The 23,456-nt window shown below is 61.4% G+C and carries 19 protein-coding genes; 11 read left to right on the plus strand and 8 right to left on the minus strand.

The features are described from left to right. Positions 1-3: 3 nt before the first annotated feature. Entirely contained in the window at positions 4-4,899 is a 4,896-nt protein-coding gene (locus AC3WQN_RS12520) for an alpha-2-macroglobulin family protein (protein WP_103400098.1), read from the plus strand. Between the two features lie 70 nt (positions 4,900-4,969). On the opposite strand, the gene AC3WQN_RS12525 is transcribed toward AC3WQN_RS12520, so the two are convergent. Beyond that, on the minus strand, positions 4,970-5,263 hold the full coding sequence (locus AC3WQN_RS12525; protein ID WP_103400097.1) for a hypothetical protein: 294 nt from the start codon (positions 5,261-5,263) through the stop codon (positions 4,970-4,972). A 127-nt stretch (positions 5,264-5,390) separates the two neighbouring features. Here AC3WQN_RS12525 and pbpC point away from each other — a divergent pair, with 127 nt between their 5' ends. The 6 genes from pbpC (at position 5,391) to AC3WQN_RS12555 (ending at position 12,255) form a co-directional block, all read left to right on the plus strand. Then, complete coding sequence (gene pbpC / locus AC3WQN_RS12530) at positions 5,391-7,796, plus strand: peptidoglycan glycosyltransferase PbpC (RefSeq protein WP_256587266.1); 2,406 nt, start codon at positions 5,391-5,393, stop codon at positions 7,794-7,796. A 68-nt stretch (positions 7,797-7,864) separates the two neighbouring features. Beyond that, complete coding sequence (locus AC3WQN_RS12535; protein WP_095078248.1) at positions 7,865-8,167, plus strand: MazG-like family protein; 303 nt, start codon at positions 7,865-7,867, stop codon at positions 8,165-8,167. Then, positions 8,167-8,916: a methyltransferase gene (locus tag AC3WQN_RS12540; RefSeq protein WP_103400095.1), complete on the plus strand. Its 750-nt coding sequence runs from the start codon at positions 8,167-8,169 to the stop codon at positions 8,914-8,916. Before AC3WQN_RS12535 ends, AC3WQN_RS12540 begins: the two co-directional genes overlap by 1 nt. 23 nt (positions 8,917-8,939) lie before the next feature. Further along, entirely contained in the window at positions 8,940-9,560 is a 621-nt protein-coding gene (locus AC3WQN_RS12545; RefSeq protein WP_103400094.1) for a DUF4136 domain-containing protein, read from the plus strand. A 40-nt stretch (positions 9,561-9,600) separates the two neighbouring features. Further along, the gene (locus tag AC3WQN_RS12550) at positions 9,601-10,158 is read left to right on the plus strand and encodes a DUF4136 domain-containing protein (protein WP_103400093.1); all 558 of its coding nucleotides are present in this window, start codon (positions 9,601-9,603) and stop codon (positions 10,156-10,158) included. A gap of 144 nt (positions 10,159-10,302) precedes the next feature. Beyond that, positions 10,303-12,255, plus strand: coding sequence for a pilus assembly protein TadG-related protein (locus AC3WQN_RS12555; protein WP_103400092.1), 1,953 nt, complete (start codon positions 10,303-10,305; stop codon positions 12,253-12,255). 79 nt (positions 12,256-12,334) lie between these two features. Here AC3WQN_RS12555 and AC3WQN_RS12560 read toward each other — a convergent pair whose 3' ends face one another. Further along, entirely contained in the window at positions 12,335-15,088 is a 2,754-nt protein-coding gene (locus tag AC3WQN_RS12560) for an ATP-binding protein (RefSeq protein ID WP_371918497.1), read from the minus strand. Next, entirely contained in the window at positions 15,085-15,531 is a 447-nt protein-coding gene (locus AC3WQN_RS12565; RefSeq protein ID WP_103400091.1) for a TadE/TadG family type IV pilus assembly protein, read from the minus strand. The genes AC3WQN_RS12560 and AC3WQN_RS12565 overlap by 4 nt, the downstream gene beginning before the upstream one ends. A 75-nt stretch (positions 15,532-15,606) precedes the next feature. Here AC3WQN_RS12565 and AC3WQN_RS12570 point away from each other — a divergent pair, with 75 nt between their 5' ends. Together AC3WQN_RS12570 and AC3WQN_RS12575 are read left to right on the plus strand one after the other, a co-directional pair. After that, positions 15,607-16,077: a prepilin peptidase gene (locus tag AC3WQN_RS12570; protein ID WP_103400090.1), complete on the plus strand. Its 471-nt coding sequence runs from the start codon at positions 15,607-15,609 to the stop codon at positions 16,075-16,077. 125 nt (positions 16,078-16,202) lie between these two features. After that, positions 16,203-16,994, plus strand: a complete 792-nt coding sequence (locus AC3WQN_RS12575; RefSeq protein WP_103400089.1) for a response regulator transcription factor — start codon at positions 16,203-16,205, stop codon at positions 16,992-16,994. An 8-nt stretch (positions 16,995-17,002) separates the two neighbouring features. Here the strand turns inward: AC3WQN_RS12575 and AC3WQN_RS12580 are convergent, their stop codons facing one another. The 5 genes from AC3WQN_RS12580 to cpaB form a co-directional block, all read right to left on the minus strand. Next, the gene (locus AC3WQN_RS12580; RefSeq protein WP_103400088.1) at positions 17,003-17,887 is read right to left on the minus strand and encodes a type II secretion system F family protein; all 885 of its coding nucleotides are present in this window, start codon (positions 17,885-17,887) and stop codon (positions 17,003-17,005) included. 1 nt (position 17,888) lies between these two features. Continuing rightward, entirely contained in the window at positions 17,889-18,773 is an 885-nt protein-coding gene (locus AC3WQN_RS12585; RefSeq protein WP_103400087.1) for a type II secretion system F family protein, read from the minus strand. An 18-nt stretch (positions 18,774-18,791) separates the two neighbouring features. Next, positions 18,792-20,066: a TadA family conjugal transfer-associated ATPase gene (locus AC3WQN_RS12590; RefSeq protein WP_103400086.1), complete on the minus strand. Its 1,275-nt coding sequence runs from the start codon at positions 20,064-20,066 to the stop codon at positions 18,792-18,794. Next, positions 20,063-21,259, minus strand: a complete 1,197-nt coding sequence (locus AC3WQN_RS12595) for a CpaE/TadZ family protein (protein ID WP_103400085.1) — start codon at positions 21,257-21,259, stop codon at positions 20,063-20,065. Before AC3WQN_RS12595 ends, AC3WQN_RS12590 begins: the two co-directional genes overlap by 4 nt. An 88-nt stretch (positions 21,260-21,347) precedes the next feature. Continuing rightward, complete coding sequence (gene cpaB / locus AC3WQN_RS12600) at positions 21,348-22,301, minus strand: Flp pilus assembly protein CpaB (protein ID WP_103400084.1); 954 nt, start codon at positions 22,299-22,301, stop codon at positions 21,348-21,350. 329 nt (positions 22,302-22,630) lie between these two features. On the opposite strand from cpaB, the gene AC3WQN_RS12605 reads away from it, so the two are divergent. Further along, complete coding sequence (locus tag AC3WQN_RS12605; RefSeq protein ID WP_103400083.1) at positions 22,631-22,834, plus strand: Flp family type IVb pilin; 204 nt, start codon at positions 22,631-22,633, stop codon at positions 22,832-22,834. Between the two features lie 69 nt (positions 22,835-22,903). Further along, positions 22,904-23,317 (plus strand): response regulator, encoded by a 414-nt coding sequence (locus tag AC3WQN_RS12610; RefSeq protein ID WP_103400082.1) that lies wholly within the window; start codon positions 22,904-22,906, stop codon positions 23,315-23,317. Positions 23,318-23,456 lie beyond the last annotated feature (139 nt).

The raw sequence follows: 23,456 nt of genomic DNA on the forward strand, positions 1-23,456 counted from the left end.
CCCATGCTTAACAAAGGATTGTTCCTGGCTTGTGTACTGACACTGCTCAGCGCCTGCGATTCATCGACCCCCGACAAGACAACGGCCCCCGCCGCGCCAGCTGCAACGACCATGGCACCCAAGGCCGTGCACGACATGGCGGCGCTGAAACAGCGTTATGCAGGGCGTGAACTGAGCGTGGTGGATGTCTCGGAAATCCAGCTCGACGGTGCCAGCACCTTGTCGGTGAGTTTCTCGGTGCCACTGGACCCGCAGCAGAAATTCGCGGACAAGGTGCACCTGGTGGACAGCAAGAGCGGCAAGGTCGATGGCGCGTGGGAGCTTGCCGACAACCTGATGGAACTGCGCCTGCGTCACCTTGAGCCGCAGCGCAAACTGGTCCTCACCGTCGATGCCGGGCTGACCGGGGTCAACGACGCGAAGCTGGCCGCCGAATTCGTCAGTCGCCTGGAAACCCGTGACCTGCAACCGACCGTGGGCTTTGCCAGTCGTGGCACCTTGTTGCCGACCCGCCTGGCGGAAGGGTTGCCAGTGATTGCCTTGAACGTCGACAAGGTCGATGTCGAGTTCTTCCGTATCAAATCCGAATCGCTGCCGGCGTTCCTCGCCCAGTGGGGCCGCAACAACAGCCTGCAAAGCTACGAATCCCGCGAACTGCTGCCCATGGCCGAGCTGGTGTATGGCGGTCGTTTCGACCTGAACCCGGCGCGCAATACCCGTGAAACCCTGCTGCTGCCGATTTCCGGCCTCAAGCCGTTGCAGCAGCCAGGTGTCTATCTGGCGGTGATGCGTGCCTCCGGCACGTACAACTACTCGCAACCGGCCACCCTGTTCACCCTCAGTGACATAGGCCTGTCGGTGCACCGTTACCAGAATCGCCTGGACGTGTTCACCCAGGCACTGGATGGCGGCAAGGCCCTTGACGGCATCAGCCTGGAACTGCTCGACGCCGATGGCCGGATGGTTGCCCAGGGCATGACCGGGGAGGGCGGCCATGCCGAGTTACCGCTGCCGAAAAAGGCCGAAGTGCTGCTGGCTCATCAGGGCGAACAGACCAGCCTGCTGCGACTCAACAGTGCAGCGCTGGACCTGGCCGAGTTCAACATTGCCGGTCCGCAGGCCCACCCGTTGCAGTTTTTCGTGTTTGGCCCGCGTGACCTCTACCGTCCCGGCGAAACCGTACTGCTCAATGCCTTGCTGCGAGACAAGGACGGCAACGCGGTCAAGCCGCAGCCGGTCAGCGTCGAAGTGCGGCGCCCGGATGAGCAGGTCAGCCGCAAGTTTGTCTGGGACGCCGATGCGTCTGGCCTCTACCAGTATCAACTGCAACTGGCCGCCGAAGCGCCGACCGGGCGCTGGCAATTGGTGTTCGACCTGGGTGACGGCAAACCGCAGCTTTACGAGTTCCTGGTGGAAGACTTCCTGCCCGAGCGCCTGGCCCTGGAACTCAAGGGCAGCGATGTACCGATCAAGCCCGCCGACACCGCCGAAGTCGCGGTCAGTGGTCGTTACCTGTACGGCGCCCCCGCCGCAGGCAATCGCTTGAGCGGTCAGGTGTACGTGCGGCCGTTGCGTGAAGCGGTCAAGAGCTTGCCCGGCTATCAGTTCGGCTCGGTCACCGAAGAGGAGTTGAGCCAGGACCTGGAACTGGAGGAAACCGCCCTGGATGAAGACGGCGAAGTCCTGATCTCCCTGGACAGCAAGTGGGCCGAGGTCAAGTCGCCGCTGCAACTGATCGTCCAGGCCAGCCTGCAGGAGTCTGGTGGCCGGCCGATTACCCGGCGCGTGGTGCAACCGGTATGGCCGGCGGACCGCATGCCGGGGCTGCGAGCCTTGTTCGATGGCGAAGAAGCCGGCGGCGACGGGCCGGTCGAATTCGAACTGTTGGTGGCCAACCCTGAAGGCCAGAAACTGGCGGCCGACAACCTCAAGGTGCGCTTGATCCAGGAGCGCCGCGACTACTACTGGAACTACTCGGACAACGATGGCTGGAGCTATCACTTCAACGAGAAGTTCCTCAACCTGGCCGAAGAGTCCGTCAGTATCAAGGCTGGTGGTACGGCCAAGGTCAGTTTCCCGGTGGAATGGGGACCTTACCGCGTCGAAGTCGAAGACCCGCAGACCGGCGTCGTCAGCAGCCTGCGCTTCTGGGCCGGCTACCGCGGCCAGGACAACGCCGAAGGCGGCGCGGTACGTCCGGACCAGGTGAAGCTGGCCCTGGACAAGCCCGCCTATGGTGATGGCGACACGGCCAACGTCACGGTCACGCCGCCGGCGGCCGGCAAAGGGTATCTGCTGGTGGAATCGGCGGATGGCCCGTTGTGGTGGCAGGCCATCGATGTGCCGGCCGAAGGTAAAAGCTTTGCGGTGAAACTCGATCCGAAGTGGTCGCGCCACGATCTGTATGTCAGTGCGCTGGTGATTCGCCCCGGCGAGCGCAAGGCTAACGTCACCCCCAAGCGCGCGGTCGGCGTGTTGCATCTGCCGCTGGACCGGACTCAACGCAAGCTCGGCCTGAGCCTGGCAGTGCCGGAGAAAATGCGCCCGAAACAACCGCTGAGCGTGAAGATTCAAGCGAAGAACGCCGATGGCAGTGTGCCGAAACAGGTGCATGTGCTGCTGGCTGCCGTTGATGTCGGCATCCTCAATATCACTGAGTATCCGACCCCGGATCCTTACTCCAGCCTGTTTGGCCGCAAGGCCTATGGTGCCGACCAACTGGACGTCTACGGGCAACTGATCGAAGCCGGGCAGGGTCGGTTGGCCAGCCTGGCGTTCGGGGGCGACGCGGCACTCGCCAAGGGGGGCAAGCGCCCGGACACCAGCGTGACCATCGTTGCCCTGCAAAGCGCACCGGTGACCCTGAACGAGCAGGGCGAAGGCGAGGTCAGCGTCGACATCCCGGACTTCAACGGTGAGTTGCGGGTGATGGCCCAGGCCTGGACCGATGAACGCTACGGCATGGCCGAAGGCAAAACCGTGATCGCCGCGCCCTTGATCGCCGAACTGTCGACACCGCGTTTCCTCGCCGGTGGCGACCAGACCACCCTGGCGCTGGACCTGTCGAACCTCTCGGGCAAGGCACAGAAGCTGGAGGTGCAACTGAGCACCGAGGGCCAGCTGGACTTGGTGGGCGAGACCGCGCACAGCGTGGCATTGACCCAGGGTCAGCGCACCACGCTGCACATCCCGGTGCGCGCGCTGGGTGGTTTCGGTCAGGGCAAGGTCAAGGTCCTGGTCAACGGTCTTGATCTGCCGGGCGAGAGCCTGCCGCCGTTCACCCGCGAGTGGACCCTGGGGGTGCGTCCGGCGTATCCGGCGCTGCTCAAGCACTATCGCGCGGTGCTCAAGGACCAGCCGTGGAGCTTGCCTGAAGGGCAGCTGTCGCAGTTCGAAGTGGCCGGGCGTGAAGCCTTGCTCAGCCTGTCGAGCCGGCCGCCGCTGAACCTGGGCGAACAGATTCGCGCGCTCAAGGCTTACCCTTACGGTTGCCTGGAACAAACCGCCAGCGGCCTCTACCCGTCACTGTATGCCGATGCCGCCAGCCTGAAACGCCTGGGGTTGAAGGGTGATACGGATACCGAGCGCAAGCGCAAGATCGAGTTGGGTATCGAGCGCTTGCTGGGCATGCAGCGCTACAACGGCAGCTTTGGCCTATGGGGCGCCGATGGCGAAGAGGAGTACTGGCTGACGGCCTATGTCACGGACTTCCTGCTGCGCGCGCGTGACCAGGGTTTTGCCGTACCGCCCGAAGCCCTTAAAAAGGCCAGTGAGCGACTGTTGCGCTACCTGCAGGAGCGCAACCTGATCGAAGTGAACTACAGCGAAAACGCCGAACACACCCGCTTTGCCGTACAGGCGTATGCAGGCCTGGTGTTGGCTCGCAGCCAACAGGCACCGTTGGGGGCGCTGCGCAGTCTGTTCGAGCGCCGTAGCGATGCCCGTTCTGGCCTGCCGTTGGTGCAACTGTCGATTGCCTTGCAGAAAATGGGCGATCAACCCCGTGCCAATCAAGCGTTGCTGGCCGGGCTTGCGGCGTCACGTCAACCGAACGACTGGCTGGCCGACTACGGTAGCCCGCTGCGCGATCAGGCGTTGATTCTGGCGTTGCTGGAGGAGAACGACCTGGGCCAGGGGGCGCGCGAAGAGCGTCTGTTCGAGCTGTCCGATCAACTGGCAGCCAGTCCGTATCTGTCGACACAGGAGCGTAATGCGTTGTTCCTCGCCGGTCGTGGTTTGCTGGGCAAACCGGAAGCCAACTGGACCGCGCAATTGAGCAGTGGCAACGAAACCCGTGAGCTGAACAACAACCAGCCGGGCCTCAAGCTGGAAGGGCCGTTGCTGGCTTCGCCGCTGTCCCTGCGCAACGAAGGCAGCGAGCCGGTCTACCAGCAGCTGACGATCTCCGGTTATCCACAACACGCGCCGGTACCGGGTGGCGAGAACCTGATGATTCGCCGCGAATACCTGGGCATGAACGGCCAGCTGTTGGACCTCAGTGACCTGGCCAGCGGCGATCTGGTGCTGGTGCACATTGCCGTCAGCGCCAAACAGCGCGTGCCGGATGCCTTGGTGGTGGATTTGTTGCCGGCGGGCCTGGAGCTGGAAAACCAGAACCTGGCACAAAGCGCTGCGAGCCTGGAAAACGCCAGCAGCCAGGTCAAGGAGTGGCGCGAGTCAATGCAGAACGCCAGCCTCAAGCACCAGGAGTTCCGCGATGACCGTTACGTGGCGGCAATGAATCTGGAGGGTCGCGATACCTCGCACTTGCTGTACCTGGCACGGGCTGTCACCCCGGGTATCTACCGCGTACCGCCACCGCAAGTGGAGTCGATGTACCGGCCGAACTGGCAGGCCGTGGGTGAAACCGTACCGCAGATGGTGATCAAGGGGCGCTGATTACCCTAGGGGGAGTTGATCGTTCCCGCGCGCGAGCGTGGGAGCGATCAAGTTGGGGCGCTGATCCGAATCAGTGAATCACCCAGCTCAGCACCCACAGTCCCAGCATCAGCCAGATAACCCCGACGATAACCGATGCACGCATGAAGGCGCGAACGGCCGAGTACAGCAGCATCAAACCGATGACCAATGCGATGATGCTGATGACCGAGGTGTCCATGCCCAGTGCCTGCGACAGGCCCTCGACAAAATTGCCGCCTGCGGAAGTCAAGGTATTGAACAACCCACTGAGCACCTCGACGATGAACCGGATGACCGACCCCAGCGCCTGGCCGAGCCACTCGAAAAAGCTTTCTACCTGCATGTGTGCGTCCTGATGAAAGTCTGTAAGGGCGTTGCCAGCGCTGAACCTTTGGCCATTGCGTGCAGGCTGGAGTTCCCTTGAGGCCTAGAGGTTTGCGGTGTTGAATGTGCGGATGATAACGCAGCACATGCGTTCCCTGTGGGAGCGGGTTTGCCGGCAAAGGGCGCGACGGGGTGTACCAGGTAGGGCGCGTTCGCCGGAAAGCAGGCTTCTGCGGATTGGCCGCTGGGTGGTGGGCGGGGCGTTGCTGGTGGTTGTGCTGCTCTGGCTGGCCGACCGGATCTGGCCGCTGCCCTTGCCCGGGGACGATCTGGCGCGGGTGGTGCTGGCCGAAGACGGCACGCCGTTGTGGCGCTTCGCCGATGCCAATGGCGTATGGCGTTATCCGGTCGACACGTCGCAGGTTTCACCCTACTACCTCGACGCGCTGCTGACCTATGAAGATCGCTGGTTCTATCAACACCCGGGGGTCAATCCCCTGGCGCTGGGCCGAGCCGCGTGGCAGAACCTGTTCGGCGGGCGGGTGTTGTCCGGTGGCAGCACCTTGTCGATGCAGGTGGCGCGTCTGCTGGATCCTCATTCGCGAACGCTGGCGGGCAAGTTGCGTCAACTGTGGCGGACCGGGCAGTTGGAGTGGCACTTGACCAAGGACCAGATTCTCACCCTGTACCTCAACCGCGCCCCTTTCGGCGGTACGCTGCAAGGGGTGGCGGCGGCGAGTTGGGCGTATCTGGGCAAGTCGCCGCTGCACCTGACCCAGGCCGAAGCCGCGCTACTGGCAGTGTTGCCACAGGCGCCGAGTCGCTTGCGTCCGGACCGTCACCCGGCGCGTGCGCAAGCCGCGCGCGACAAGGTGTTGCGCAGGCTCGCGGCGTACCGGGTGTGGCCGCAGACCGTGGTCGATGAAGCCCTGGAAGAACCCTTGTTGCTGGCACCACGCCTGGAGCCAAGCCTGGCGCCGCTGTTGGCGCGGCGGTTGAACCGCCCGGACAGCCCACCGCTGATTCGCACCACCCTCGATGCCAACCTGCAGCGACGGCTTGAAGACTTGTTGCTGGGCTGGCGCGCGCGTTTGCCGGAGCACACCTCGGCGGCGATTCTGGTGGTCGAGGCAGAAACCATGGCGGTGCGTGCCTACCTGGGATCGGTGGACATCAACGACACCCGACGCTTTGGCCATGTCGACATGATCAGTGCCATGCGCTCTCCCGGCTCGACCCTCAAGCCTTTCCTCTATGGGATGGCGTTGGACGCCGGGCTGATCCATTCCGAGTCCTTGTTGCAGGACGTGCCACGACGTTATGGCGACTATCGACCAGGCAATTTCTCCATGGGGTTCAGTGGTCCGGTGCCGGCCAGCAGTGCGCTGTCGACTTCACTGAACCTGCCCGCGGTGCAATTGCTGGAAGCCTATGGGCCGAAACGCTTTGCCGCCGAAATGCGCATGGGCGGCATGCCCTTGGCCCTGCCACCACTGGCCGAGCCGAACCTGTCGTTGATCCTTGGCGGTGCCGGCAGTCGCCTGGAGGACCTGGTCAGTGGCTACAGCGCATTCGCCCGTGGCGGCAAGAGCGCCACTGTCCGATTGCAGCCTGACGATCAACTGCGCGAGCGACCGCTGCTGTCGCCGGGCTCGGCGTGGATTGTGCGGCGGATTCTCAGTGGTCAGGCCCGTCCCGACCGTGACCCGCGTGCCGAGTTGGTGCAGCGTCCGCTGCTGGCCTGGAAAACCGGTACCAGCTACGGCTTTCGCGATGCCTGGGCCATCGGCGTCGGCCCGCGTTACCTGATCGGCATCTGGATCGGACGCCCGGACGGCACGCCGGTACCGGGGCAGTTTGGCCTGGCCTCGGCGGCCCCGTTGATGCTGCAAGTGCATGATGTGCTGATCAACCGTGACCGCCAGCGCGGCATCAGCGCACCGGTACAGGCGGTGCCCGCGAATGTCGGGGTCGCGGCGATCTGTTGGCCGCTGGGCCAGCCGATGAGCCGCAGTGACCCGAACTGCCGACGCCAGCGCTTCGCCTGGACGCTGGACGGCACCACGCCACCGACCTTGCAGGCCCTGGACCAGCCCTTGGGCGTGGGCCTGGTGGAAAAGATCTGGGTCAATGGCAAAGGGCTGCGTGTCGACAGCAAATGCTTGGGCGCCGTGGCGCGGGATATCGCCTTGTGGCCGGCACCGCTGGAGCCTTGGCTGCCACGCATCGAACGCCGTGAAGCACGCTTGCCGGCCAATGATCCGGATTGCCCTGGACCGGTACTGGCGGCGTCTTCACCGCTGTCGATTGTCGGCGTGCGCGATGGTGATCAGGTGCGCCGGCCCGCGGCCAGCCGGGAGCGGCTGCGGCTGAAGTTATCGGCACTGGGTGGGACTGGACGGCGTTGGTGGTTTATCAATGGCACCCCATTGGGCGACAGTGCCAATCAGGACAGCATCAATGCCACCTTTGAACAGCTGGGACGCGTCGAGTTGAGTGTGCTGGACGAGGGTGGGCAGACCGCGCGGGTCGAGTTCAGTGTGGTCGAATGACCTACCGATCGACCGAGCTTGCCTTCATCGACCATCCGCCCGAAGCTATACGCCTTCAGGAGAGCCCGATGAACCTTGTTGAACTGACCGAACGCCTGCACAGCATCCGCGACCGCAATGACTGGCGGCAATTTCACAGCCCGAAAAACCTGGCCATGGCCGCCAGTGTGGAAATGGCCGAACTGGTGGAAATCTTCCAGTGGCTGAGCGAGGACCAGTCGCGGCAACTGCCGCCGGAAAAACTCGCCCATGCCGGGCAGGAAGTCGGTGACATCGTGCTTTATCTATTGCTGTTGTGCAGCGAACTGGGATTGGACATGGAGCAGGTCGTGCGCAGCAAGCTGGCGGACAGCGAACGGAGGTTCAGCTGATGAGCGACCGTCATTTCGACCAGTTGGCGACCCGTTTCGCCGAAAAAATCTACGGTGGGGCCAAAGGTGCGATCCGCCTGGCAGTGCTGCAGGCTGACCTGGCCGAGATCCTGCCAGATCGTCCACTGCGGGTGCTGGATATCGGCGCGGGCCTGGGCCACATGTCGCTGTGGCTGGCCGAACGTGGCCATCAGGTCACCCTGGCCGAGCCCGCCGAACCCATGCTGAACGGCGCGCGCCAGCGATTCGCCGACGCCGGGCAAACCGCAACCTTCATCCAGGCGCCATGGCAGGAACTGCTGGGGCAACTGACAGAGCCTTATGACCTGGTGCTGTGCCATGCGGTGCTGGAGTGGCTGGCGGAGCCTCACGCGATTCTGCCCGTGCTGCATCAGCTGACCACTCAGGACGGCTGGTTATCGCTGGCGTTCTACAACCGCGATGCCTTGATTTACCGCAACTTGCTCAAGGGCCATTTCCGCAAGATGCGCAAGAACGACATGGCGGGGGAGAAACAGAGCCTGACCCCGCAAATGCCCCTGGATCCACGGGAGTTGGCGACGCAACTGCAAGGCTTGTGGACGGTCGAAACCCAGAGCGGCGTGCGGGTTTTCCATGACTACATGCCGGTGGAGTTCCAGGCCCGCGCCGAACTGATCGACCTGCTGGAAATGGAACTGGCCCACCGTCGGCATCCGACGTTCGCCGGGCTCGGGCGTTACCTGCACTGGATCTGTCGTCCGGCCTGAAGCCGGCATTTGTGGAGAGCACCATGAAACGCCATCCGGGATTGATCCTGCTGTGCCTGGGGCTTACCGCCTGCCAGGGCAGCAATCCGTATGTCGCCAGCTCCAACCCGTTGCCGCCGGCCCCGCCGCAAGCCGCCAAGACTTTTGACCGCAGCGCCTATCCGGCCGCGCCTCGAGATTATGCGCGTTACCGCAGTTGGGCCTGGCTCGACGGCCAGTTGCCCAGCGGTTCGACCTGGGCCGACTCGGCGCAGATCGCCGAGTTGGTCAGCAATGCCCTGGATCAACGGGGCTTGCGTCCATTGCATGACAACAGGGCGGCCGATCTGTGGGTCAGCGCCGAGTTGCAACAGGACACCCGGCTGCAACAGGTGCAGGACGACTACGGGTATGGCGCCTACGGTGGCTACAACCGCTACGGTGGCGGCTATGGCAGTGGGTACGGCATGTACAACACCGTTCCCGTCGTGCGCACCTACACAGTGCAAGTGCTGGTGGTCAGGGTAGACCTGTACGACGCCCAAACCGGGCAACTGGTCTGGAGTACCAGTGCCGAAACCGGCCTCGACGACAGTGAAACCCAGCGTGCAAAAGCATTAAGGGAGGCTGTAGAAAAGGCGGTAGCGGCGTATCCTCCCGGTTAATGATACGCATTTGGTTGCGTGTCCGAACCGGAGAAAAATCATGTTTCGCCGCCTCGCTTTACTGGCCTGTGTCGTGCTGCTCAGTGCTTGCCAGTCCAACCAGATCAATCACGACTATGACGCCAGCCGCGACTTCAGCGCCTATCGCAGCTGGACCTGGAAAGAGCCTGCCCTGCAATACCGTCCCGATGATCCGCGGATCAAGAGTGACCTCACCGAGCAACGCATTCGCCAGGCCGTGGCCGACCAGCTCGACCAGCGTGGCCTGCGCCCTGCCACCGGTGGCAGCAAGGGTGATCTCAATGTGCAGACTTACCTGATCGTCGAGGAGCGTCAGCAACAGGTCACCACCAACTACGGCGGCGCCTGGGGCAATCCCTGGAACGGCTACTATGGCGCGCCGATGTACAACGAAACCCGCAACGTGACCTACAAGGTCGCCACCCTCCAGATCGACCTGATCGACGGCAAGGACGGCAAGCTGGTCTGGCGCGGCAGTGACGAGCAGATGCTCAGCAGTTCGCCGAATCCTACTGATCGCAGCAATGCGATTCGCGAGACTGCCCGACGGATTCTGAGCAACTACCCACCGAAGTAATCCCGGAGGTAAAGGCCGACCCAGGGTGAGGCCGGCTATCCGTGAGCGGGGCTGGCAAGTTGCCAGCGCCGGCTGCGAGACTTGACTACACTTCGAGCACTGCTGGAGGTAGCGCCTGGCCGTGTGCCGGCAACGGAGTGCTCGATGTCTCCACGTTCGCGGTTTTGCGGTCCAGCCGGGCAGGGTGGTGCGATTGGTTTGATCGCCGCGTTGACCCTGGCCCTGGCCCTGCTGTTTATGCTGCTGGTGATCGACACGGGGCGGCTGTATCTGGAACAGCGCAAGTTGCAGCGGGTCGTCGACATGGCGGCGCTAGAGGCGGTGACCCGAGGTGGCAACTGCCTGCCGGGAACCAGTGCCGCGGCCTACGCGGTTCAGAGCGCGACGCGCAATGGGTTCACCCCGAACGTTGATCGAACCCTCACTACTCACTGCGGCACGCTGGCGACCGGCGCAGATCATGTGCGCTCGTTTACCGCCGATGCCAGCAAGTCCGAGGCCATACGCGTCGTTGCCCAGCACACGGTGCTGCGCAGTGTTGCCGCGGGTGTGGGGGCGTTGTTTTCCAGCGACGGGGTTGAGCTGCATACCGTGCTCAGCGCCACAGCAGTGGCAGCGCCGCCTTCGCCTCTGGCCATGCTGACGATCCGCAGCACCCTGGGTGTCATCGATAGCAGTAAATCTGCGCTTCTCAACGCGCTGATCGGAGGCATGCTGGGCGGTCAACTGACGCTGATGGCCGGCGGCTGGGATGGATTGGCCAATACCACGATAAGTTTGCTCGGTTACCTGGATCAGTTGGCGATAGACCTGCATGTGCAAGCCGGGGACTACGAGACACTGCTCAACACAACGGTAACGCCTACCCAACTGATCGATGCGGCGGTACAGATACTGAGTAAAGGTGGCGCGGCGGCGAGTGGCACCGTTCAGGTATTGCAGTCGGTCAGCGCGATTTCCAGCAAGGTGCAGTCGCTCAAGCTGGGAGATTTGATCAGTGTGCAGGCAGGCACGTCCGCAGCGGGTCTGGACTCCAGCCTGCAGCTCTTTGAGCTGGTTCAGGCGATTGCCCAACTGGCCAACAGCCAAAGTGCGGCGGCGGTATCGTCTCAACTGAGCGTGCCGTTGATTGGCAATGTTGGCGTGCAACTCAAAGTCATTGAACCTGCGCGGTTGTCGGCCATTGGCAATCCAGCGTTGGCGAAGGCCGGACTGGCAACAGGCAAGGATCAGATCTTTGTTCGCACGGCCCAGGTCAGGGCGCTGATCACTATCGAGCTGCCGGTACTCAAGGCCATTCCCCAGTTGACGTCAGCGCTTCCAGACCTTTTGACGCCCGTCTCGGGTGTTGTAAACAGCCTGTTGAGTCTGGACCTGGTGGGTGTGCTGAGCTCGGCGTTATGCCTGGTTCTCGCGCCTTGCGATCATACGGCTCTGACGATTGACCACAATCTGGACATCAGCCTCGAAGCCGCCAGTGCCAAAAGCTATGTCACCGATTACAGCTGTGCGAGCGAGGCCTCCAAAAGCCTGACGGTCCAGGCAACGACCTCGATGGTGAACCTTGGCATCGGCAAGATTGATCCTGCGCAAGCCTTTTCATCGGCAGCGGCCATTGTGGTTCAGCCCGTTCGCTTGATCGATATTGGCGTGCAAACCTGCTGGGGGATCTTCGGGTGTGGGCCGATCACGCCAGGCGCGGGCGGGGGGCTGAACCTGATGGCGCAAACGAGTATCGGGCAGCGCAACCAAAGCTTGATCTATCCACTGCCGCCCAATATCGGCCTGCCTGCGCAGTATCAGCATATCGCTACAACCAACATCGTCACCGGCCTGGCAGGTACGTTGAGCGGTCTTCAGGTGACCTCATACGCGCCTCCCAGTGGCAACGTGACGGGCAGTGCCCTCGCACAAGTGGCGGGGTTGTTGAGTCAAATCAGCGGCATTCTGGTCCATGCGATCCAGGGGTTTCTGGGGCCGCTGCTGGACCCTGTCGTCAATTCATTGCTCACGGCGCTGGGCATCAGTCTGGGCAATGCTGAGGTCGGGGCCAACCTCAGTTGTCATGCAGGAGGCAGGGCGCAACTGGTGATCTAAGGTTCTGTCTCGTAAGTACTGCTCCTTTTGACAACAACAGCCACTCGTCAAAAGAGGAACGTATTTATGAGGCAGGACACTAGATCAGTTGTGCTATCGGTAATTCAATACAGAACCTCGCACCTTCAGCCGAGTTACTCACGCTCAGCCGTCCGCCCATGTTGTTGACTATGCCATAGCTCACCGACAACCCCAGTCCGGTGCCGACGCCCGCCGGCTTGGTGGTGAAGAAGGGTTCGAAAATCCGTTCCAGCAAGCGCGGATCGATGCCGCCGCCATTGTCCTCGACGAAGAGTCGCACACAGCGTTCATCACACTCTGTCTGGACCCGGATCCACGGCTTGAACTCGCGATCATTCTCGCGCCTGCCCAGCAGGGCATCGCGAGCGTTGACCATCAGGTTGATCAGGACTTGCTCCAACTGATCGATGTGGCCGCGTACCTGCACGGCGAAACCGCTCTCGCTGATTTGCAGGTCGACACCTTTGCCGCGCATGCCTTCGGCCAGCAACGACAACGCACCCTCTACCGCGTGCAACGGGTTGAACGGTTGTTGCTCGATCTCCGAGCGCCGGCCAAACACCCGCATGTGATCGACGACCCGGGCTGCGCGCTGGACCTGGGCGTCGATGCGCTTGAGCTTGTCTTGCAGGTAGTCGACTTGTACATCGCCATTGCTCAGGCGCTTGAGCACGTTGACCACGGCCATGCGCATGACATTCAACGGCTGGTTGATCTCATGCGCCAGCCCGGTGGCCATTTCACCCAGGGTGGCCATTTTCGCGCTTTGGGTGAGTTGTTGCTGGGCGCGGCGGACTTCCGTGTTGTCGCGGCCCACTGCCTGTATCTCGAGCAGCCGGCCTTGCTCATCGAATACCCCGCGATCCGACCAGACCCACCAGGCGTGTTCGCGCCCTGGTAGCTGCAGGCAGATTTCCGCGGTACTCACCGCAAACTCCGGGGTCAACTGGCTCAAGCGCTGTACGAATGCGTCACGTTGTTCTACCGACAGCCAACTGCCCAGGCTCATCCCCGGCAGCTGTTGCGGCGAGCACTCCAGATAGGTTGCCAGTGGACGATTGCCGAAGGTCAATTTCAGGTCCGGGCGATAGCGGCAAATCATCGCCGGAGAGTCTTCCACCAGCATCCGGTAGCGCTCTTCGCTTTGCCGGACCTGCTCGGCGGCCAGCGTCGCTTGCGTAACGTCCAGCCAAAGCCCGACCGCTTCCACCGGCAGCCCCAGGTCATCGCGCAGCAGTTTGGCTTCGTCGAGCAACCAGTGGTATTCCCCGCGACTGTCGCGCAAGCGATAGCGCGTATGCACGGTGCCCTCGCGTAACAGTTGGCGGGTACGCTCGAAATAGCCGTCGCGATCCTCAGGATGCAGTCGTTCGATCAAGGCACCTTCGGCGCAGTCGGCCAATGTCCAGCCGAGCAACGGCAGCAGGCTGTCGCTGAAGAATGTGGGTTGTAGCGCGCCTTCGACGTATTGCTGCACATAGATGACCGCCGGAGAGCTGGCGACCAGGTTGGTCAGCCTGGCGTGGGCAGCGGCTGCATTGTGCTCTTGATTCTTGATGTCGCTGATGTCGAGCATGAATCCCACCACACGGCGTTTCTCACCGCTGCCCAGGGCCTGTCCCTGGAGTCGATACCAGGCGTGCGCCTGGCTGGCTTCGGGGCGATGCAAGCGCACACACAGTAACAAGGGCCTGTCGTGTTGCAGCAGGTCGTCCAGGCGACTTTTCAGTTCGATGCGGTCGGCGGGATGGATGGACTCCAGCCAGCGGGCCACCAACAACTTTGGAGAGTCCAGTTGCAAGGTAGCGGCCAGGGATGGCGCCAACCGTATCTCGTTGCCCTCGACGAACAACTCCCACCAGCCAGTGCCCAACAACCCTTGCAACGACTCCAGCCGCTCCAGTTGCTGATGTTGTTGCTGTTCGCGCACGCGGCTCAGCAGAGGGCCGGCCAGGGCGGCGGCCAGGCGTAACCAGTCCTGATCACTCAGTGGCGATCTGCTCTGGGGGGGAGGAAAAAAGCCGCAAAGCATCCAGGCGGTAATGCCATGGGCATCGCAATAGGGCACGGCCATCCCATCGGCATTTCCGAACAGCCCCTGCAAGCGCGGGAGGTGGCTGTTGCCCGGTGAGAAGCGCAGGTGCTGTGGCGAGCTGCCATTCAAGCTGTCCAGGCAAGTACCCAGGCGTTGACTGTCATGCCAGAGCGCCGGGGTATCGTGACGGGTGTACTGGATATGGATTTGCCAGCCTTGGTCCTGATCATCTTGCAGGGCCAGGGCGAGGCAGGGGATTTTCCAGTGCTGAGCGAGGTTCTGCAGTTGCTCGCCAGCGATTTGCGACAGGCGTGGCAGGTTGCACATCCGCAGCTTTTCGCTGGTTTGCTCGATCAGGTGCTGAAGCTGTTCCTGGCTGTTTACCTGCTCGCGCTCAAGCAACAGATCACTGATGTCCATCAACTGTAACAACCAGCCGTTTGCCTGCGGTTGAACCCAGCCGCGCAGGTGTAGTGGGGTCCCGGTCAGGCTCTGGAAATCCAGGTCGAGTGTGTGCCCTTGCCAGTCGGCCGGCCGTCCTTCGACGCACAGCGAGTGGCCAGGCATCAGGTAGTTGAGCAGGTGAGGTGATGCGGTGTCAGGGCGTGGTGATATGAGCAAGTGGCGCAAGTGGCCGGTTATCTGGATAACGTTTGCATCGTGGTCCAGATGCAGGTGCAGGCCACAGGTTGGCGTGGCGGGCATGTCAGGGGCATCGAGGACGTTCAAGGGCGTCCGTTTGCGCAAGCGAGCGAGGAGCTTGCCGGCGGAGCTCAAAATTGCAGACTCGAGGTCGCGCTCAAGGTTGTCGGCAAACTGGGCACGGTGCCGATCCCCGGTAATACCAGCAACGGGAAGACCTGGCTCAATTTTGCGCTGGGGTACGCGACAGTGACCGTCAGCGTGCTACTTGTGGTGTCGTACACCGAGCTGGTATCGACACCGACTTTCAGAGCGAACTGCTCGGGTATCCACGCCAGTTGCTGGGTCAGCACGGCGTTGGCCTGGTTCTGCAGCGCGGTCGGGTAGTCGGAGGTCGCAGGGTCCACCGCCACGGCACGCCGTACCGCCTCGGCGGTGGCCTTGTTGAATGATTGCATCAGCAGCAACGGCAAGCTGTAGGCCACCAGGCCGTAAAACACCGCGAAAAAGATCACGAACACCAGGGCGAACTCAATCGCGACGGCCCCTTTTTGCTGTTTGCGCAGGCTTGATTTCATGAGTGCGTCTACCCTGACTAGCATGACGTGCTATCAGCATAGAATCATTCAGTCAAAAGGGATGGTTTTTACCCGATGCAGAGTTTTGTCCTACTGATCTGGCTGGCGCTGTGCGCGGCTCAGGATGTTCAGCAACGGCACATCAGCAACCGGCTTACGCTGGGAGTGGGCGGGTTGGCATTGGCGTATCTGTTCTGGAGCGGTCTTACCTGGCTGGGTGCGAGTGCCGAGCAGGGTGGATGGGCACTGGCGCTGGCGCTGGCGTTTACCTTGCCTGGGTATGCATCGGGCCGGATGGGGGCCGGTGACGTGAAGCTGATGGCGACGATCGGTCTTGCGACCGAGCCCGTGCATTTGCTGGGCAGTTTTATCGGTGCCGGCGTGGCGAGTGTCCTCTGGTTACTGCTGGCGCCAAGGTTATGGCCGCATATTGCTCAAGGACTTAGAAAATCCATTCCGTATCTCGCGCCTGACCTGTCAAAAAACCCACCCTTCGCGCCGTTCGTGTTGATCGGCATGCTCGTGACGATGCTCTGCCTCCAGTAGCGGCACTGCGCTGGTATTGCTATGTACATAGTCGGAAAGTACGGCTACTTTCAGTTCAGCAGCTGTAGGGTTCCGGATCGTCGGTACAGCAACGTTCAGTGCTCGACCTGAACATGGAGTGGCGAGTGAACAAGCTCACATCGGCAGTAAAAGTGCTAGTGGTCGACGATCAACCGTTGATTGTGGAAGAGCTCTGCGAGTTCCTCGAGAGCAGTGGTTACCGCTGCATTCCTTGCGAGTCGGGCGTGCAGGCCATCGAGCGTTTCAGCGAAGACCCCGATATCGGCCTGGTGCTGTGTGATCTGCACATGCCGGACCTGGATGGCATTGAGTTGGTACAGACCCTGCAACGTCTGGCGGCAAAGGAGCGAGTGTTCGAGGCGATCATGCTCACGGGACGTGCCGACAAACAGGATGTGATCAAGGCACTGCGTGCCGGGTTTGCCGACTACTACCAGAAACCCATCGACCTGGGTGAGTTGCTCGAAGGCCTGCAGCGCCAGGAAGTCGCCCTGCAGGAACGGCAAAAGACGCTGCAACTGGGTCACCTGAACCAGAAGCTGCAGTACCTCTCTGAATCCATCGATGACCTTTACCAGGACCTCGACAAAGTCCGTAGAGCACCATTGATGAAGTCGCCCACAGGGGCGGGCGAAGACACTCCCGGTGCCGCCGAACGGGTGGAGATCCCCGCCATCTTCAATCAGCTCTCGCCACGTCAGCTGGAGGTCGCGCGATTGGTCGGCAAAGGCCAGACCAACTATCAGATCGCCTGTGAGCTGGGTATTACCGAGAACACGGTAAAGCTGTATGTGTCTCAGGTATTGCGCTTGACCCACATGCATAACCGCACACAGCTGGCGTTGGCGTTAACGCCGAGTCATTCGGGGATGCAGCGCAGGGTAACGGCGCATTAGGCACGCTGCTAGGAGGAAAACGCCCGGGCGATGGCGGTAAAGCCCGGCCCGCCCAGGACAATGAGCAAGGCTGGAAACAGAAACACCATCATGACCACCGACATCTTGGCGGACATTTTCGAGACGTACTCCTGCAGGCGTGTCAGGCGTCGATCATCGAGCAACTGCTTGAGTGCCAGCAGCGATTTCATCGCCCCACCACCTTGCTGGATCAGTTGCTGGAGAATCACGCAGGTGTCGTTGAACTCGTCCACGGCCAGCAACGTGGCGCTCTGATTCAATTCCTGGCCAAGCTCCAGTCCCGAGTCGACGCGGGTCAGAATCAGGCGCAACTCACTGGTCAGTTCCGGCAGCAGTTTTTGCGCTTCGGTGCTCAGCACACGTAACGCTTGCTCCACTGCCATGCCCGACTCGAACAGAATGCGTAGCAGGGGGATGAAGGTCGAGATCTCCGTGGCGATGATCCGTTGTCGGCGTTTGACCGCGTAGGCCAGCAAGCGCTTGGGTATCAGATAGCCTGTGCCCATTGCGAACATCGGTATCAGCCAAGGATGATTGGCGTTGGGGAAAAACACTTGTTGGCAAAACACCGCAAGCCCCATTACCAGCAGCGGGATGCCGACCTGAAATGCGGCATACAGAGAGCGCTCACTGGCCCGGCGCCAGCCAAGACGGCTGAGCAGGGTCTGGGTTTCGCTGTCGATGCTGATCGAGCGCTGACTGAACTTGCTGTCGCCGATCACCCGTAGCCAACTGCTCAGACGGTTGTCGCGCACCAGGTCACCTTGCAGGCGTTGCGCAACCTGACGCTCGCGTCGGCGTTGCTGGAGCAGACTGCCGAGCAGCAGTGCCATGGCGGCCAGGAGCAGTAGCACACTTGCCAGTATTGCCATTTCAAACACTCCGCAACATGCGCCATAGTGCCAACGAGCCGACGACCTGCAGCGCCAGCGAGCCGATCAGCATGTGCTGGCCGCTGGGGTCGTGCCACATGCCGAGCATGTAATTGGGGTTGGTGATCATGAAGTAGCACACGAGGCCGATCGGCAATAGCCCGAGTACCCAAGCGGTCATTCGGGTTTCACCGGTCATGGCCCGTAGCTGTCTTGCACCCTGGTCGCGCTCGCGGATCAGCTTGATCAGGTTCTCCAGCAGTTCGCTGGCGTTGCCGCCATAACGGTGGTTGACCTTCAACCCCAGGGCAAACATGCGCAGTTCATCCTGATCGTAGAGTTCGGCAAAGTCATGGACGGCATCGGGCAGGTTGACGCCCAGTTGCACGTTGCGCTGCACGCGTCCCATGGCGTTTTTCAGTGGGTCGGCACTGGCCTCGATGGCGCCCAGCACCGCGTCCGTCAGGGTTCGCCCGGACTTGAGGCTGCGCACGGTATGGTCGAGCAGCTGCGGCAGTTGTTCGATCATTCGTCGCAAGCGGCGTTGATAGCGCCAGGAGATGTACAGTCGCAGCGCCAGCGCAGGTAGCAGCAACAGGCTCAACAGACCCATCCAGCCAGCCACCGCGAAGCCGATCAGCATCGACAGCACCCAGAGTGTCAGCCAAAGGCCCAGGCGCTGCGTCGGATGTCCCAGGCCTGCCCGCAGGAACGCGCGCTCCAAGCCGCTCCAGGTGGTCTTTTGCACAACCAGTTCCGGTTGCCCCTGAGCCAGTCGGCTCAGCACGCGTTCGGTGTTGGTCTGACGCACGCCCTTGAAGAACAACCGGATCGACAGACACAGCAATACCAGGCACATCAGGCTGAGCAGTATCGGACCGATCATCGCGCACGCCTCGCCACGTCAATTGAATGTCAGGCCCGACTCACGGCGCAGCTTATCGCCAGCGGGGTTGACCGCTTCGCGCAGAAAGCCGAAGCCGGTTCGTCGATCGAAACGAAACAGGGTGTTGGTGACATAGACATCCTCACGGATGCCCACCACTTCCACCACCTCGCTGACGCAGCGTCGGCCGTCGGGCAGGCGCGTCAGTTGAATCACCACATCGAGCGCCGCGCAGATCATCTGCCGCAATGTGCGCTCGGCAACCTGGCGCCCGGTCAGGCCGACCAGTGTCTCCAGGCGCAACAAGGCGTCCTGGGCATTGTTGGCATGCACAGTGCTCATTGAACCGTCGTGGCCGGTGTTCATGGCGGTCAGTACATCAAGTACCTCAACGCCACGGATTTCCCCGAGGATGATGCGGTCCGGGCGCATCCGCAGGGCATTGCGGATCAGGTCGCTGGCCTTGACTTCACCGTGGCCCTCGGCATTCGGCGGGCGGGTTTCCAGGCGCACGACGTGCGGGTGGCCCAGTTGCAGCTCAGCGACGTCCTCGATGGTGACCAGGCGCTCATGCGGGTTGATCAACTGACTGAGGATGTTCAGCAGGGTGGTCTTGCCAGTGCCGGTGCCGCCACTGATGAGAATGTTGCAACGGCGCCCGACCGCTTCCTGGATGAAATCGTAGATCGCCTGGTCAATGGTCTGCATGGCCATCAGGTCGGTGCTTTTAAGCATGTCCTTGCGGAACTTCCGAATCGACAGGCACGGGCCGTCCAGCGCGATCGGCGGAATGATGGCGTTGACCCGGCTGCCGTCGGGCATCCGGGCGTCGACCATCGGCGAGGACTCATCCAGGCGTCGACCGAGTGGCGCCAGGATGCGTTGCATGACCCGTTCGACATGATGGGCATCGATGAAACGCAGGTCGCTGTGGTGCAGCACACCGTCTCGCTCGATGAACACACGGTGCGGACCGTTGACCAGAATCTCGGTGACGGTCGGGTCGCGCAACAGTACTTCCAGCGGCCCGAAACCGGTGAGCTCGTCGACGATCTCTTCGCCCAGGCGCTCCATTTCATAGCGTGAGATCGCCAGGTGCAGGCGAGCGATATATTCGGCGACCTTGTCGGTGACAAATTGCGAGAGTTGCGGGCGCGAGCCCTCCAGCAGGTTTTTTCCGGACTCTTCAATGGCGTCGATGATGTAGCGGTGCAGGACCAGTTTCAGGCCTTCGTGGTCTGTGTTGCCGAGAGCATGACGGGACTGGGCACCGAAGAGATGTTCACCGCTCATTTGCTGCCTCGCAGGCGGTTCAGCCAACTGACTTTGGGTTTGTCCAGGCTTTCGGAGCGCTTGGCCAGTTGCTCCCCAAGGGTGCGCAAGCTCTGTGTGAGACCTTCGTGTGGGGCCAGTTCGAACAAGGTCACACCCTGGTTTTTTGCGTTGAGCCGTACTTCCGGGCTGTAGGCCAGGGTGGCCAGGACTTCCAGGCCAAAACTCCTGCCCAGTGTTTGCGAGTCGGGAGCAACATTGCGCAGGTAACGGTCCACCAACAAGCGTGCATGTTCGAGCTTCATGCCTTTTTCGCGCCACTGGTTCAGCACCGCCAGGTTACGCCGGCAGTCGAGGACGCTTTGGTCGGTGTACCACAGTAATTTGTCGCAGTGGCTGACGAAGGTGCGCAAGGCTTCGCTGTCCGGTTGACCGGTGAGGTTCACCACGATGTGCTGGAAGTGTTGGCGCAAGGCGCTAAGCAGCATGTACAACTCGGCGGCGCTGGTGCGCTCCAGCGGTTCATCGTGGTCGGCATAGGCGAGGATTCGCAACCCGGCTTCGGCGCTGGTGAATGCGCTGTCGATCAAGGTTGCATCAAGACGTCGCAGATGCCGCAGCGCATCACCAAAGTGAAACGAACTTTCCAACCCCAACAACGCCAGACTGTCACCCCGTGGCAAACCGAGGTCCAGCAATAGGGTCTGCTGGCCACTCTTTTGTACCACTAGCGCCAGATGGCTGGACAACAGCGCACCGTCGGCGTCGCTTTGTGTACCGAACAGTACCGTCAGGCCACCCAGTTGTGTGTTGGGCGCAACCGATGGCAGGCGTTTGCTCAGGCGCCTGACCAGCCCGGCGACCTCGCTGGAGCGTGAGCCGTAGGAGACAAAGTCCCGTGCGCCGGCACGCATCGCGTTCAGCACCAACTGGTTGTCCATGCCGTCACCCAGGGCAACGATGGCCAGCATCGGTTTGGCTTCCAGTGCACCCTCGATCAATGCGCTCTGGGCTACCAGGTGTTCACGGTCCAGGCCGACAAACACCAGGTTGGTAAACGTCACGTCGACTAGCGCCAGCAGTTCATCAAGGCTACCGGCACCCGCGCTGACCACCTGCCCCAAAGGCGCCAGCGCGCCTTGCAGCCACTCAAGGTCGGTGTTGTTGCGAGTGATGGCGAGAAAGGTCTGGCTCAGGCTCTGACTCTGGTTCATGGCGATAACCCGCAGCGTTAGTCGAAGTGGATCACGGGGGTGTACAGCGGCACGCAGCGACTTTGCATGGGCATGCCTCTTTGCTCAATCAAGGGGTTTGTTGGGTAACCTGGTTGCCGCGAATCACCTCGATGCCGCGCCGTGGTGCCGCTGTTGGCCCGCTGCTCACCGGAGAGGTTTTTACCGCGCCGCCCACCGCCAGCTGGGCGAACTGGAAGAGTTGTCGATTGGTGGTATCGATGTGGGTGGGTGAGCTGCTTTCACCCGCCCAGTATTTGGCCAGGCGTTGTTCTTCGCTGCTGCGTACCGCCAGGCGCAAGGTCCCCGATTGCGTTGCCAGCATCAGCCGGCTCAAGAGTTGCTCGGGTACTGCCAGCACTACGGTACGGGCCGTGATGCGACGCTGATCCTGCTTGAGTTTTTCTTCGGGGGTGGCGCTGGGCGTGGCAGGTTTACCATCGTTGGTCAGGCCGAACTGTTCACCGATGCCCAATACGCGCATGGCCGGAATCACGATTTGTGCCGACTGTTGCACATTGCTCTGGTCCTGACGCAGGTACAACAGCACATCGACGTAGTCGCCTGGCAGCAGCTGCCCGCCGACACCAATGACTTCGTCCACCGCAACGGCCAGGGCGCGCTCGTCCTTATGGATCATTCGCGCCAGCGGTCCACCCGCGTCGAAGCTGTCGTCGCTCAGCCAGGTGCCGATACTCAAGTGTCGCCACGGGGTCCGGCCGATAGCCTGGTCGAGGCTGCTCAAACTGCCAGCAGGAGCGCTACGCAGTTTTTCCAGGGCTACATCGGTGGCCGTCAAGGGGATAAATGGCGGTACATCGCGCACCAGCACCACCACGGTTTGGCGGGTCTGGTCTTCGGCATTCGCGATGGTCTTTTCAACCATGGTGGGAGCTGCGGGAGGCGGAACAACCGATTCTGCAATCGGAGCCGGTTGCCGGCTCAAGACCAGTCCCCAGTATCCGACAATGATGGCTGCGACCAGCAAGAGTCCAGCCAGACCCATGGTGACACGACTGTTCATGACGGCTCTCCCTTTCCTGCTGCATCATCGGCTCGTGACACTCCACGAGATAACGTCGCAACCAGGCAGCTATGAACAAGCAACGATTTGGCTATTTGAAGGTAGCGCAGCTAATCCAAAATGCCATTACTGAACTTTAAAATAACTCGCGCAAAGATGAGGTCCCTGTAAATGCGAAGTTGGTTGGATGCCAACGGCCGGATTACTACTTTGTAATTAGTTGGTTCTTACAGTTGCTGGAGAAGGCTTTGTTGACAATGCTCCGGTGGCACAGAGGAATCATGTCGCAGTTCCGTTTCATTCGCGCCTTTGGCGCAAGGAGAAGTCTGATGACCCTTCACTTGCTGGTACTCAAAACCCGTCAGTTTTTCAACCGGACCGAAGGCGCATCAGCGATTGAGTACGCGATTGTCGCTGCGATGGTCGCCACGTTGGTGGTGTTGTTTATCTCACCGATCGGAACCGAGGTTTTCAATATATTCAACGATGTTCTCAAAGGGCTGGGGGGTACTGCGGTGGTCAAGCCGGCTTGACACGTTGATCAATTCGGCGGCATCGACGACGGTGGTTTGACCTTGGTATTTCCGCTATGGATACACCACATGACTGACCTTTCCACGCCACGACAGCAACTCCTGTTGGTGGACGATGAAGAAGACGCCCTGTTGGAGTTGGCTGAACTGCTGGAGGGTGAGGGCTTTTGTTGCCTCACGGCGACTTCAGTCAAACTTGCCCTGCAACATCTGACTCGCCACCCCGATATCGCGCTGGTCATCACGGATCTGCGCATGCCCGAAGAAAGCGGCATGTCGTTGATCTGCCGTCTGCGTGAGCACACCTTGCGTCAACACTTGCCGGTGATAGTCACCTCGGGTCATGCCGACATGGATGATGTCAGTGACCTGTTGCGCCTGCAGGTGCTGGACCTGTTTCGCAAGCCCATTTATTACATCCGTCTGCTGGAAACCCTGAACAACCTTTTTCCACAACCACACGTGCGATCGGTCACGTGTTGAAGGCAACATGAGAGTGTGACCACGACAAGCAAGCGACCCGCCATGAGCGTAATGCTGTTCAATTAAGGATAGGGTTGCTCAATACATCCCCCGTGGCGAGCGAGCTTGCTCGCGCTGGGCTGCAGAGCAGCCCCAAAAA

The sequence above is a fragment of the Pseudomonas sp. FW300-N1A1 genome (genome assembly GCF_058789115.1).

Coding starts and splice junctions, on each gene's coding strand:
- AC3WQN_RS12520 (WP_103400098.1), top strand. CDS start 4: ATGCTTAACAAAGGATTGTTCCTGGCTTGTGTACTGACACTGCTCAGC.
- AC3WQN_RS12525 (WP_103400097.1), bottom strand. CDS start 5,263: ATGCAGGTAGAAAGCTTTTTCGAGTGGCTCGGCCAGGCGCTGGGGTCG.
- pbpC (WP_256587266.1), top strand. CDS start 5,391: ATGCGTTCCCTGTGGGAGCGGGTTTGCCGGCAAAGGGCGCGACGGGGT.
- AC3WQN_RS12535 (WP_095078248.1), top strand. CDS start 7,865: ATGAACCTTGTTGAACTGACCGAACGCCTGCACAGCATCCGCGACCGC.
- AC3WQN_RS12540 (WP_103400095.1), top strand. CDS start 8,167: ATGAGCGACCGTCATTTCGACCAGTTGGCGACCCGTTTCGCCGAAAAA.
- AC3WQN_RS12545 (WP_103400094.1), top strand. CDS start 8,940: ATGAAACGCCATCCGGGATTGATCCTGCTGTGCCTGGGGCTTACCGCC.
- AC3WQN_RS12550 (WP_103400093.1), top strand. CDS start 9,601: ATGTTTCGCCGCCTCGCTTTACTGGCCTGTGTCGTGCTGCTCAGTGCT.
- AC3WQN_RS12555 (WP_103400092.1), top strand. CDS start 10,303: ATGTCTCCACGTTCGCGGTTTTGCGGTCCAGCCGGGCAGGGTGGTGCG.
- AC3WQN_RS12565 (WP_103400091.1), bottom strand. CDS start 15,531: ATGAAATCAAGCCTGCGCAAACAGCAAAAAGGGGCCGTCGCGATTGAG.
- AC3WQN_RS12570 (WP_103400090.1), top strand. CDS start 15,607: ATGCAGAGTTTTGTCCTACTGATCTGGCTGGCGCTGTGCGCGGCTCAG.
- AC3WQN_RS12580 (WP_103400088.1), bottom strand. CDS start 17,887: ATGGCAATACTGGCAAGTGTGCTACTGCTCCTGGCCGCCATGGCACTG.
- AC3WQN_RS12585 (WP_103400087.1), bottom strand. CDS start 18,773: ATGATCGGTCCGATACTGCTCAGCCTGATGTGCCTGGTATTGCTGTGT.
- AC3WQN_RS12590 (WP_103400086.1), bottom strand. CDS start 20,066: ATGAGCGGTGAACATCTCTTCGGTGCCCAGTCCCGTCATGCTCTCGGC.
- AC3WQN_RS12595 (WP_103400085.1), bottom strand. CDS start 21,259: ATGAACCAGAGTCAGAGCCTGAGCCAGACCTTTCTCGCCATCACTCGC.
- cpaB (WP_103400084.1), bottom strand. CDS start 22,301: ATGAACAGTCGTGTCACCATGGGTCTGGCTGGACTCTTGCTGGTCGCA.
- AC3WQN_RS12605 (WP_103400083.1), top strand. CDS start 22,631: ATGACCCTTCACTTGCTGGTACTCAAAACCCGTCAGTTTTTCAACCGG.
- AC3WQN_RS12610 (WP_103400082.1), top strand. CDS start 22,904: ATGACTGACCTTTCCACGCCACGACAGCAACTCCTGTTGGTGGACGAT.